The following is a 13,101-nucleotide window of genomic DNA, read 5'->3' as shown; positions in this document are numbered from 1 at the left end:
CCATTTTTACTCCGCTTCGCCAGCGTGAATTTGTGCATCCACAACCGCAACCGCACTCAGGTTCACCACCGCACGCACTGTTGCAGATGGCGACAAGATGTGCGCCGGCTTATCCGTACCCAACAAAATCGGGCCAACAGGCAAGCCGTCTGCTGTCATTTTCATCAGGTTAAAGGAAATATTGGCCGCATCCAGGTTCGGCATGATCAACAGATTGGCAGACCCACGCAAGCGCGAATTTGGGAAGATATTGTTACGAAGCTGTTCAGACAGCGCCGCATCGGTATGCATTTCCCCTTCGATTTCCAAATTCGGGTCCAATTCCAGAACAAGCTCACGTACACGACGCATTTTCATGGAAGATTCAGAATCCCGGTTGCCAAAGTTGGAATGCGACACCAGTGCAACCTTCGGCGTAATCCCGAAACGACGCACTTCTTCTGCCGCCAGCAACGTAATCTCTGCCAGTTCTTCGGCTGATGGGTTATAGTTCACATACGTATCACACAGGAAAATCGTATCGTTATCTGTGATCAGCAAGTTCATTGCCGCCAAAACAGATTGGCCTTTACGTTTGCCAATCAGGTTGGTGACTTCCTGCAAATGTTTGAAATAACGCCCCGTTGTGCCACAAACCATGGCGTCAACTTCCCCCCGGCGCAGCATCAATGCCGCCACAATGGTTGGGCGTGATCGCACAAGCCCAAGTGCGGCCTTGGGCGAAACCCCGCGCCGACCCATCAAACGGTGATAATAATCGGCATAGTTATGGAAACGCGGATCGCGCATGATTTCCACAACTTCAATATCCTTATCAATTTGCAAACGCAGGCCCAGGTCCCGAATTTTCGTTTCAATGGATTCACGACGACCAATTAACACGGGTTGGGCAATCCCATCATCGACCACGATTTGGACTGCACGCAACACACGCTCGTCTTCACCTTCGGCATAAGCGATTTTCTTCGGTGCGCGTTTGGCCTGTTCAAACACAGGCTTCATCGTCATGCCAGAACGATATACAAACTGGTTCAGTTTTTCACGATAAGCATGGAAATCATGGATCGGGCGTGTTGCCACCCCACTGTCCATCGCCGCCTTGGCAACCGCCAACGTCACATTCAAAATCAAACGCGGATCAAACGGTTTGGGAATAAGGTACTCTGGACCAAAGCGCAGGTTTTCTTCGCCATATGCCTTGGTGACACGTTCATCTGCTTCGGCCATGGCAAGTTCAGCCAAGGCTTCCACACAGGCCATTTTCATTTCCGCATTAATCGTGGTTGCGCCCACATCCAGCGCCCCACGGAAAATATAAGGGAAACACAAAACGTTGTTCACCTGGTTTGGATAATCCGAACGTCCTGTCGCCATAATACAATCCGGGCGAACTTCTTTTGCCAGTTCCGGGCGGATTTCAGGTTCAGGATTTGCCAAGGCAAAGATAATCGGCTGCTCGCCCATTTTCTTGACCATTTCCGGCTTTAATACACGCGGTGCGGACAAGCCGAGGAAAATATCAGCCCCATCAATGGCTTCATCAAGGGTGCGCAGGTCTGTTTCAACAGCGAAGATTTCCTTGAATTCGTCCATCTCTTCGGTGCGGCCTTTATAAACAACACCGGCAATATCGGTCACAATGATATTTTCCGCAGGCAGGCCCATATGTTTCAGGACATTTAAACAGGACAGCGCCGCCGCCCCGGCCCCACTGGCAACCAGTTTCACATTTTTGATATCTTTGCCCACAACACGCAGGGCGTTTTTCACCGCAGCACCCACAATGATCGCCGTACCATGCTGATCATCATGAAAAACCGGAATATTACATTTTTCCTTAAGCTCACGCTCAACCGTAAAACATTCCGGTGCCTTGATATCTTCAAGGTTGATCCCGCCAAAAGTCGGTTCTAGTGACTTGATGATATCAACCAGTTTGTGCGGATCTTTTTCTTCGATCTCAATATCGAAAACATCAATCCCGGCAAACTTCTTGAAAAGAACGCCCTTACCTTCCATCACCGGCTTGGAGGCCAACGGGCCAATCGCCCCAAGCCCCAATACCGCCGTCCCGTTGGAAATAACCCCAACAAGATTGCCGCGTGCCGTCATGTTCGCGGCCTCTTTTTCATCGCGAACAATTTCTTCACAGGCAAAGGCAACACCAGGTGAATAGGCAAGCGCCAGATCACGTTGGTTTGCCAATGGTTTGGTTGCAGTCACACTGATTTTGCCGGGTACTGGATTGCGGTGGTATTCCAACGCCCCTTCACGGAATTTTTCTTCAGTGCTTTTATTTTCTTCTGCCATTCACTCGTCCCCTTATGTGTTGGCTACGGCCATGAATTGGCCCAATTTCGACAGCGATTCGAATATTATATATAAGTGTCCCAATGCTTCCCTCTCCTACAAAGCACAGGGATTCCTGACAAACCAACCTTTCTTTTTGCTTTCAGGTCATGGTTTTCAGGAAGGACGTTTCTTTGTTGCCCGCATTTTTTCCGGGTCTGGAAAATACAATAGCTTTATATAAAAAAAGCACAACAGAAAAAGCGATTCTTTGCCTCTCCATCTCTTTTTTTATTTCTAGCTCTAAAAAGCACACAATACACACTAAAATGCACTTTTATTTCATTCTAAATAAACCTCCAGTTCACTCACTTATAAAGCGAATTTTTACTCCATAAAATATCGCAAACCAGCCATCTTCTTCATGCTTTCAAAGCTATAAATTTACACCTATCATAGCTCCATCTACTTGAAGTTATACTGGAGACTGAATGTTCTTTTTCAGCACACAACGCCTGCGAGTCGTTATCCTCGTGCCTTTTACGTTTATCCTGCTTACTGTTATCGGCCTTTTTATTGGGTCGAGCTATTTGCGCGAAGAAGAACAGCTCTCCCTTGCTTTTGACGATGCCTTAAAACGTGTCCAGTCTGAATATGAACACCGAATTGACAGTGATGTCCAACTGATGCATGTCGCCTTACATGACATCATGAGTAATGATAACCTGCGACAAACCTTTCAAGAGCGTGACCGCGAGCGCCTCTTTCAACAAACCCAAGGTATTTTCGAGCGTCTCAAAGAAAACCATCACATTACCCACTTTTATTTTTTCACCCCTGAACGCCGGACGTTTCTGCGGGTACACCAACAAAACCGCCACAGCGATATCATTAATCGCAAAACCCTGTTGAACACGGAAAAAACCGGTCAATATTCCCATGGCCTGGAATTGGGTAAATTTGGCACCTTTACCTTACGAGCAGTCATGCCCTGGCACCATAAAGGGGAACTCATCGGTTATGTTGAAGTCGGTGAAGAGATTGACCATATCAACCGGGGAATTACCGAACATTATAACCTCGGTCTTTTAGGAACCATTCGTAAAGAGTTCCTCACAAAAGCCGACTGGGAAGTCGGGCAGAATTTTGTTGATTATTCTGTCAACTGGAATGATTTCAAAAACATCGTTATCGTGGGTAAACAAAACATCTCGTTCAACGAGCATTTTAAGCATTTCATTCAAAAACACAGCCTTTTTGACGATACCGGCGCACATGTGCCGATGCATGAAACCTTTGAAGATAAACAGAAAAAATACCAGATCAGCCCCCTTCCCCTGTTTGATTACAGTGGCCGGGATGTCGGGGACCTTTATGTGGTTCAGGATATCACAGCGGCCACACACACTTTTGAAAATTCGATCATTCAAACAACCCTGACGGCTTGCCTTGGCGGGGCAATTGTATTCCTGATTTTTTATTTCGTTCTTGGCCGCGCCCAAAGCGACATCAAACGCTATACGGACTCCCTTGCACAAGCCAAACATCATGCCGAAGTCGCCAACAAGGCAAAATCTGAATTTTTGGCCTCAATGAGTCATGAACTGCGCACGCCCATGACAGGTATTATCGGCTTTGCTGAGCTGATGCTGAAAGACGACATTCCAGAAACCACCAAAGAAAAAGTCTACCGCATTAAAACATCCGGGCGCTCATTGCTGAATATTCTCAATGACATTTTGGACATGTCCAAACTTGAAGCCGGAAAGATGGAGGTGGAACACATTGACTTCAACCCGCATAACATTCTACATGAAGTTATCGGCATGTTTGAAAAAACAAGAAGTGATGACCACCCGATTGATTGCCATCTTGAAATTGCAGAAGCCATCCCACAGGCGATCAAGTCGGACCCGACCAAATTCAAACAGCTCCTGACCAACCTTGTCGGCAATGCCTTTAAATTTACCGGAAAAGGTCAGGTTTTTATCCATTGTGACAGCTTTACAGACGAAAACGGAACTTCCTTTCTAAAATGTAGCATTCGCGATACCGGCATTGGTATGAGTCAGGAAACGATCAACGCCCTGTTCACCGAATTTACACAAGCTGATGCTTCCATTTCCCGCAAGTTTGAAGGGACGGGCCTTGGCCTTGCCATTACCAAGCACCTGCTGGAGCTTCTTGGCGGCAATATCACTGTGAAGAGTGAACTTGGTGTTGGCAGCACATTTGAATTCACCCTGCCCTTTGAAGAAGGCCAAGCCTTGCCCGCAGAAACACGTGAACTTTTTGCGGCTCATGACTATCAGGCACAAAGAAAACTGAACATCCTGTTGGCGGAAGATAACCGGGTCAACCAGATGCTGATTCAAAAGTTCCTTGGGGCTTATGGTCATCATGTTCATATCGCAGAAAATGGCAAAATCGCTATTGAGGCCCATAAAGAGCATGATTTTGATCTTATTTTAATGGATGTACGCATGCCGGAAATGGATGGTATTGAGGCCACGCGTCGTATTCGGGCCATGGAATCGCCAAAGGCCAACATCCCGATCATCGCTGCAACAGCCGATGCGATGAAGGAAAATATTGATAGCTACCTGGAAGTCGGAATGAATGCCTATGCAACCAAGCCATTTAACTGGGTTGAACTCATTTTGATGATTAATGAACAACTGGATGAAGACATCCACACAATAAAACAGGCTTCATAAACAAACCATATGAAACAATAACTTATATAAGCCCCTATCCCTGTAACAGGGGCTTATTTATGCCCTTCGCTCCAAAAGAACAAAATACCTACGTAATAATACTGGTATTACCTCTTTTAAGTTCCAAAATAATATGTCACTATCTTTTTATTGAGTTTTTTCACACTCTTTCATTAACGAACGGCAGGGACTTAATATTATGGCAGACGAATTTAATAATCCTCAAATGCCTCCAGAAGGAGACCCCCTTGGTGAAGCTGCAGGCACAGCATTCAAAGACGCCATGGACAATGGGGCCAGCCCTGAAGAAGCACTAGATGCAGCAATGGGTGCAGCACAAACAGTTGCAACAGACATGGGCATGCCCCCGGAAGAATTTGAAGCAGGCTCGACAGAGTTCCAATCCGCTTTTAGCGATGCCCTCGCAAATGGTGCCTCACCAGAAGAAGCCTTTGGTGCCGGTATGGATGCTGTTGCCCCAGAAGGCGAAATGCCGCCACCGCCACCGGGTGATGTGCCGCCACCAGAAGGAGAAGCACCACCACCTCCACCACCGGGTGATATGCCACCGCCGGAAGGAGAAGCGCCACCACCTCCGCCACCGGGTGACATGCCACCGCCAGAGGGAGATGAGATTGGGCAAGCTGCAGGCGATGCCTTTAAGGATGCCATGGATAACGGGGCAACACCACAAGATGCCATGGCTGCTGCCATGGATGCTGCTGCACAAGCCGCTCAAGACATCGGCGTTCCGCCAGAAGAGTTTGAAGAAGGTGCGACTGCTGTTCAGGAAGCCTTTGACACAGCCTTGGCCGATGGTGCCTCCCCTGAAGAAGCCTTTGGGGCTGGCCTTGATGCTGCTGGTGGGGATGAACACCATCATGAAGGTGAAATGCCGCCACCGCCACCACCTGGTGAAGAACACCCCCCCCATGACGAACATATGCCGCCCCCTGATGGTGAGGCCCCACCCCCACCTGAAGACGGGACATGGGGGAATGACCCTGCACCAATGGAACATACGGGTGAAGACATCCCAATGTTTGACCAGCCACAGGCAGGGGACATGCCACCACCGGGCGGAGATATGCCACCACCGCCACCACCACAAAGCGACATGCCACCACCGCCAGAAGATGCGACAATGGCCGCGATGGATGATGCCGTAAGCAAAAGCATGGATGAACATATGACAGATGCACCACACCCGGATGGGGACATGCCACCACCGCCAGAAGGCGATATGGCAGGAGATATGCCCCCACCACCGGAAATGGACGAAACGGACGTCGTGTAAACACGGTGAAATCGGGAGAACTCTATCTTCAAAGAGTTCTCCCTTTTTGTTTAAATCTAAATGCCTAAAGCGTAAACTCATACAAGAAATCGTTTAAACGATCTGAGGGATAATGCACACAGCACTGAAATGTCTGGTTTTGGCCGCACGCCAACAAGGGATTGAACTGAGTGTGGATACACTGGTTCACACATTTAACATTGGCGATAAAGAAGCCGATACCAAAACACTGGTGCGCATTGCACAAGAACACGGCCTGAAAGCAAAGCAGGGAAGTTTTTCCTTAGAAAAGCTAACCTCTTTAAAAGATGCCTTCCCCCTTATTGCCCGGCTCAAAGATAACCGTTGCGTCTTGCTGACAGGGTTTAAACTTGCTGAAGATAAACACTCAATCCAATCCCTGACGGTCATTGATCCTGCCTCAGGCACCCCCCAGACTGAAACAGTCGACCATGCTGCCTTTGCCCAGCATTGGGCAGGGCAACTTATCTTATTAAAAAGAAAGTACGACTTCTTCGATGAAGACCGCCCGTTTGATTTCTCATGGCTGATGTCAGGGTATTTTCGACATAAATCCCTGATGGGACAATTGCTTGTTATTTCCCTGATTTTGCATGCTTTTGCCGTTTTACCTGCCGTCTTCATCATGATCGTGTTGGACAAAGTGGTTAATTTTGAAGCCACATCGACACTTTATGTCATCACCTCCGGTGTGATCATTGCTTATTTGTTCAATGGCTTTTTGGGGTATCTGCGCCAATATATTGTCCTGTTTGCCTCTGGCAAAGTAGATGTCCGCCTGAATGCAAAGCTCTTTTCCAAGCTGCTTGACCTTCCGCTTTCCTACTTTCAGAAACGCTCGATTCCAGAAGTTTCAAAAACTCTGCAACAGACCATTTCCTTGCGCCAAGCCTTAACTGGACGTTTTTTCGGGGCTGTACTGGATGCGACATCTTTAATGGTGTTCATTCCCATTCTGTTTATATACAGCCCTCTCTTGTGTGGCGTGGTCATTCTGTTTTCCCTTGCTATTTCAGCCAATGTGATTGTGGCAACCAAGCTCCAGAAACATCGCTTACAACGTGCCTCAACCGCAGACATTAGAAAACAAGCCATCTTGATGGACTCAATCTCGGGTATTGAAACAGTCAAAACACTGGCTCTGGAACCGGTTCAGAAGAAAAACTGGGAAGATGCAATTTCAGATCATACCGTTGCCCATTTAAAACTGGGAAGTGCCAATGCCATTTCTTCCCAAATCAGTTCAACCCTTCAACAATTAATGACTGTTGCCGTTATTTTCATTGGGGTCCAGCTGGTCTTTGCTGGTGAATTGAGCGCAGGTGTCCTGATTGGTGTGAACATGCTTGCAGGCAAAGTCACCGGGCCATTAGTCCAGCTTGTGACACTGGTGACAGATGTTGAAAAAGTGACACGAGCCGTTGATAGTATCGGTTCGGTCATGAATACCCGTGGTGAAATGCATCGCCGGGGGGAAGTTCCTGAAATTTTAGGGGATGTCACGTTTCACAACGTTAGCTTTCACTATGATGATAGCGCCCCTTCCATTAAAGAGCTTAACGTCAACATCCAGCCGCGCCAAAAGATCGCAATCGTTGGGCCAACAGGGTCCGGTAAAACCACCATGGGACGGCTGATACAGGGCATTATCCGCCCACAAAACGGCAGCATCACCATTGATGGGCATGATTTGCGCCTGATGGATTTAGCCCACCTGCGCTATAACGTGGCTTGCGTCACCCAAACGCCCCATTTTTTCAAAGGCACCATTCGTGAAAACATCATGCAGCCTTTTCCTGGTGCGGGAAGTGCGCGGGTGACATGGGCGGCAGAACTTGTCGGGCTGGATGTGGATATTGACCAGCTTAGCAACGGCTATGAAACAGAAATTGAAGAAGGCGGCAGTAATCTATCGGTCGGTATGCGTCATAAAATCGCCTTGGCCCGAGCGTTAATCAGGAACCCCCGCATCCTTATTTTAGATGAAGCCTTTGCCCATTTTGATCTGGAAACAGAACATGCTGTTCGACAAAAAATGCCTGATATTGCCTCTGGCAGAACCCTGATCCTCATTGCCCATCGTATTTCACATGCCCGCGAATGCGACCAAATCCTTGTTATGAAAGAAGGACGTCTTGTTGAAAGCGGAAAGCATGAAGACCTTGTTGCCCAAAAAGGCGTTTACGCTGATATGTGGAAGCAAGAACTCAACCTGATCGGCCTTCCCCAAGTTGAACAGTCAACGCCCGCCACAACAGTCCCACCCCAACGACGGGGCTGGGGGGCACGCAAACGCCCCGCAGCACCACAAAATGAGACGGAGGTATAAAATGAATACACCATCCTCTCAAAACCCAAACGAGCTTAAACAAAATGAACGACGCTTTGCAGCCGGGGATTTCATTTTTCAGGAAGGCGAAGTCGGCAATTTCGCCTATGTCGTTGTATCCGGGGAAGTGGAAGTCTGCAAACTGTCTGCTGGCAAGCTCATTACTTTGCAGGCTCTGCCCGAAGGTACACTCTTCGGTGAAATGGCTATTATTGACAAATCACCGCGTAGCGCATCGGCCAGAGCCATCACAGATGTCATTGTGCGTGAAATTGATGAAACCGCCTTGATGGGGCATATCAAACAGACCCCCGAAGTCGCCATGAACATGATGTACCGTCTGGCGAGTTATGTCAGAACATCAAATAAAAGCCTGGAAAGCAGCAGCTTTGATCATGAAGCGACACAAACACCTGATACACCTGTTGAAAAAGAAAAAGTCTGGCAATTATGGAAACCAGATGAAGAAGCCATTATTGACGAGTTCAGAGCCGGGGCCGAAGCCATTGAACATCAGGGTCTTCCCCGCATCATCAGCCTGTCTTTCCTTGGTATCCTAGGCGTGTTCTTTGGTTTTATCATATGGGCCTCCCTTTCCATCATTGATACAACCGTTTCAGCCCGTGGGCGCTTAACCACAACGGTCCCTACAATCGAAGTCCAGTCCACGGGCAGCGCAATGGTGAAAAAAGTCCATAGCACGGTTGGTAAAAGCGTTAAAAAGGGCGATATTCTTGTCACCCTTGATGCCACGTTTGCCCAATCTGACCTGACCAGAGTAATACAAGAAGTCGAACAACTGGATTCTGAAATTTTCCGTCTGGAAGCGGAAATAAACCAGTTGGGAAAAAACATCGCAAAAGACATTCCCAGCCGGATCCAGCGCGAAATCTATCTCAATCGCCAAGACGAATACCGCTCCCGCATCACCTCTTTTGATCAGGACCTGCGTAATCTTCATTCTGAAATCAAGTCAGCAAAAAGCGATGCTGTTCTGGCGGAACAACAATTCCGTATTAAGCAAAAACTCGAAGCGGCGCGCAAACGCCTTTTCGACAAACAAATTGGTTCAGAGGTCAATTACCTGCAAGCCAGAAATGAAAGGCTTATGGCAGAACGGGAACTGACCGAACTGCGCAATTCAACCAACAGACTGCGCGGGGAAATCAACGCACTGAAAGCCAAAAAACAAGCCTTCGTCAGTGAATGGTTTTCAGGCATTGGTGAAAAGCTGGCCGATGCAACCAAGCAGCGAGATGCCAAAACAGAAGAATTGGTCAAGCTTCGCCGTCAACGCGAAAACATCGAAATCATCGCCCCAACGGATGGCGTCATTATCGCTTTGGAAAACCTTTATGAGGGCGGGGTTGTCAAAGAAGGTTCCACCGTTATGACGCTGGTTCCCAGCAACGTTCCCCTCAATGTTGAAATCGACATTGACCCGCGCGATATCAGCAACCTCTATCCCGGTGCTGAAATGTCTGTAAAGCTGGATGCTATCCCCTATCAAAAGCATGGCGACCTGAATGCAGCGATTACTTTTATCTCCGAAGATACTGTTGAAGAATCCCTGACAGGTGAAAAAGGAACCTACTATCGGATTCATGCCAATATTCAGGGCAATAACCTGCATGACTTACCCGACGATTTCCGTCTTGTCCCCGGCATGTTACTCACCGGTGACATTCGTGTGGGGCAAAGACGCCTGATTACTTACTTCCTGTACCCCGTCATCAGGACCATTGAAACCAGCTTTACCGAGCCGAATTAACCCTATTTCAGGTCATAGCACAAAAAAATCCCCGCCAGCGTCACCGCTTGGCAGGGATTTTTTATTGGTGCGCTCGAGAAGACTCGAACTTCCACTCGGTTAAGAACATCGACCTCAACGATGCGCGTCTACCAATTCCGCCACGAGCGCATAAAATGTGGCAAAAGATTTGTTAACGGTGTATGAGGTTTGTAAAACCGTCAACCATCTGCGTGGGCGTGGGTATAAACAAAGAAGTCAGATAGATCAAGCATGAATGATAAAAAAATTTCAACAATCATGAGAAATGGCATCGAATGGCGTTTCAGTGATGACGAAGTCCCTTATGAAGAAGCCCTGTCTTTCATGGAAGAACGCGTCAAAGCCATCTCAGAAGGCAAGGCAGCAGAATGTATCTGGCTGCTGGAACACCCGCCCCTTTATACCGCAGGAACCAGCGCAAATGCACAAGACCTGATCGACCCGGATCGCTTTCCCGTATATGACGCTGGACGAGGCGGACAGTATACATATCATGGACCGGGCCAGCGCATTGCCTATGTCATGCTGGACCTGACCAAGCGGGGACGCGATATTCGCAAGTTTGTCAATAAACTGGAAGAATGGGTCATCCAGACACTGGCAACCTTTAACATTACAGGGGAACGCCGTGAAGGCCGTGTCGGCATCTGGGTGGATCGTGGCATGGGCAAAGAAGATAAAATCGGTGCCATCGGTGTACGGGTTCGCAAATGGGTCACTTTCCACGGGATTTCCCTTAATGTTGAACCTGACCTTAGTCATTTTCAGGGAATCGTGCCCTGTGGCATTTCAGAACATGGCGTGACCTCCCTGCAAGACCTTGGGGTCTGGATTACCATGCAGGAAGTCGACAGCCTGCTGATGACTTGTTTTGATGCCGTCTTTGAAGACGAGGAATAAAGCACATAGAAAAAGGCGGCCCCAAACAAGAGCCGCCTTTCTTCATTTATCAGGTTCTTTTCTTATTTAAAAGAAATCACCACGCGACGGTTGCGGGCTTCTTCAACGTCATCGCCTGTCGTAACCGCATTCATGCTTTCACCACTTGCCCCTACGCGGATGGATTTACCCATCACACCATGCGCTTTCAGGAAGTCAGAAGCAGCTTGTGCACGTTGCAGTGCTAAACCTTCGTTATAAGCAGCGTTCCCTTTTGTATCTGTATGGCCTGTAACCATAACGGCATTGGCCCCACGGCCCATCATGGATGCCTTCACCAGCAGACCTTTGGCATCTTCAGTCAGCATTGCGCTGTTGAAATCAAAATAAATAATGATGTCATCCATCGCAGCCTTTGCCATTGGCTTCTCGCCCATGTCATTCATTGCGGCCATAAAGTATTTTTTACAGGCTTCGATATCTTCCGGCTGGAAGTTTTCTTCCTGTTCCTGCATCCAGCAATCATACCCGGCTTGGGCACGCGCAGCAGCCTGCGGATATTTCATCTTGCCCCCCATAGCGTAGGCCATGGTCAGCTTATTGCGGGCAGCCGTGAGCTCATCCACCTTGTCAGCCGGAATATTACGATCTGCAACCATTTGGGGTTCAACATCCCCTTTTGTCGCAGCCAGCGCTTTGCCGACAAACAGTTTCGCATCTGTCCAGTCGCCTTCATCACGCTCCAAGCCCGCAAGGCGTGCATATTCGCTTTGCAGTTCCTTCTGGAAAGCTGAACCATCATTCTGAGCCATTTTTGCCCCATCCACATCCCAGTTAGATGCACAAGCAGCCAGAAGCGGAAGAGCACATAATGCCGTAGCTGTTTTTAGAAATTTCATGAATAGCCTCCTCGATTTGTCAAATAACGATTCATCTCTTAATTTTGAAAGAACCCTGACCTAAACTTCAAATATTTGCTACATTTGTAGATAGACACCTGAACTTTAGGATTATTAAAATGATTGTGTCCACGCCCATTTAGTGCAAGCTAAATATTCAAAATAGGGACGTTTTTTTATAAAAGGAGCAGCTTGTGGCAAGCGATAAGCCTTTACAACTGGCGATTTTTGACTGTGACGGCACATTGGTAGACAGCCAGCATGCCATCATTAGCGCTATGGATATGACCTGTAAAACCTATGGATTCGATAAAATCCCTGCCGAATCCGTGCGTCGTGTTGTTGGCCTCCCCCTTGAAGTTGCAATGGAAATGCTTTTTGCAAATGAAAACAGGGAGACTCATCACGAAATGGCTGAAACCTATCGCGCCCACTTTCGCGATATGCGCTTAAATGATGAAGTTGAAGAACCGCTATTTAAAGGCACGATAGAAGCACTGGATGCACTAGAAGCAGATGGCTGGTTATTGGGTGTCGCAACAGGCAAGGCCATGCGTGGCCTGATCCCGACATTAAAAACCCACGGCCTACAAGACAGGTTTGTCACCCTGCAAACGGCATGTCGCGCCATGGGTAAACCACACCCTGAAATAGTGGAAAAGGCCCTGTCAGAAAGCGGTGTCGATGCAAAAAATGCTGTTGTTATTGGTGATACCACGTACGATATACATATGGCAGGGAATGCAAAAGTCAAATCCATCGGCGTTTCCTGGGGCTATCATGCAAGCGAGGAATTACTGCAAGCTGGTGCGGCCTGCGTCATTCATGATTACAGCGAACTGCCACAAGCAATAAAACAGGTAATGGAGGCATAAGTT

8 protein-coding genes and 1 tRNA gene are annotated in these 13,101 nt (G+C 48.0%); 6 read left to right on the top strand and 3 right to left on the bottom strand.

Features of this window, described 5'->3' with window-relative positions; genetic code table 11:
• Positions 1-6: 6 nt before the first annotated feature.
• Positions 7-2,310: an NADP-dependent malic enzyme gene (locus E4K71_RS05495; RefSeq protein WP_135077533.1), complete on the bottom strand. Its 2,304-nt coding sequence runs from the start codon at positions 2,308-2,310 to the stop codon at positions 7-9.
• A gap of 470 nt (positions 2,311-2,780) precedes the next feature.
• Between E4K71_RS05495 and E4K71_RS05490 the strand changes: the two genes are divergently transcribed.
• The 4 genes from E4K71_RS05490 (at position 2,781) to E4K71_RS05470 (ending at position 10,424) form a co-directional block, all read left to right on the top strand.
• Entirely contained in the window at positions 2,781-5,006 is a 2,226-nt protein-coding gene (locus E4K71_RS05490) for a response regulator (protein WP_135077531.1), read from the top strand.
• 199 nt (positions 5,007-5,205) lie between these two features.
• The gene (locus tag E4K71_RS18155) at positions 5,206-6,303 is read left to right on the top strand and encodes a hypothetical protein (protein WP_167730304.1); all 1,098 of its coding nucleotides are present in this window, start codon (positions 5,206-5,208) and stop codon (positions 6,301-6,303) included.
• Positions 6,304-6,415: 112 nt separating this feature from the next.
• Positions 6,416-8,653: a peptidase domain-containing ABC transporter gene (locus E4K71_RS05475; RefSeq protein WP_135077527.1), complete on the top strand. Its 2,238-nt coding sequence runs from the start codon at positions 6,416-6,418 to the stop codon at positions 8,651-8,653.
• 1 nt (position 8,654) lies between these two features.
• The gene (locus tag E4K71_RS05470) at positions 8,655-10,424 is read left to right on the top strand and encodes an HlyD family type I secretion periplasmic adaptor subunit (protein WP_167730301.1); all 1,770 of its coding nucleotides are present in this window, start codon (positions 8,655-8,657) and stop codon (positions 10,422-10,424) included.
• A 65-nt stretch (positions 10,425-10,489) separates the two neighbouring features.
• Here the strand turns inward: E4K71_RS05470 and E4K71_RS05465 are convergent.
• A tRNA-Leu gene (locus E4K71_RS05465) sits at positions 10,490-10,574 on the bottom strand.
• A gap of 141 nt (positions 10,575-10,715) precedes the next feature.
• Between E4K71_RS05465 and lipB the strand changes: the two genes are divergently transcribed.
• A complete protein-coding gene (lipB, locus tag E4K71_RS05460; RefSeq protein ID WP_240796908.1) occupies positions 10,716-11,345 on the top strand; it encodes a lipoyl(octanoyl) transferase LipB in 630 nt (209 codons plus the stop codon).
• A gap of 62 nt (positions 11,346-11,407) precedes the next feature.
• Here the strand turns inward: lipB and E4K71_RS05455 are convergent, their stop codons facing one another.
• Positions 11,408-12,223 (bottom strand): OmpA family protein, encoded by an 816-nt coding sequence (locus tag E4K71_RS05455; RefSeq protein WP_135077523.1) that lies wholly within the window; start codon positions 12,221-12,223, stop codon positions 11,408-11,410.
• A 194-nt stretch (positions 12,224-12,417) separates the two neighbouring features.
• Between E4K71_RS05455 and E4K71_RS05450 the strand changes: the two genes are divergently transcribed.
• On the top strand, positions 12,418-13,098 hold the full coding sequence (locus E4K71_RS05450; protein WP_135077521.1) for an HAD-IA family hydrolase: 681 nt from the start codon (positions 12,418-12,420) through the stop codon (positions 13,096-13,098).
• The last annotated feature ends 3 nt before the right edge of the window (positions 13,099-13,101 follow it).

Origin of the sequence: Terasakiella sp. SH-1 (genome assembly GCF_004564135.1) — a bacterium.
GTDB lineage: Bacteria > Pseudomonadota > Alphaproteobacteria > Rhodospirillales > Terasakiellaceae > Terasakiella.
Note: the sequence above shows the minus strand (reverse complement) of the source record. Positions and strands in the feature narration are given on the sequence as shown.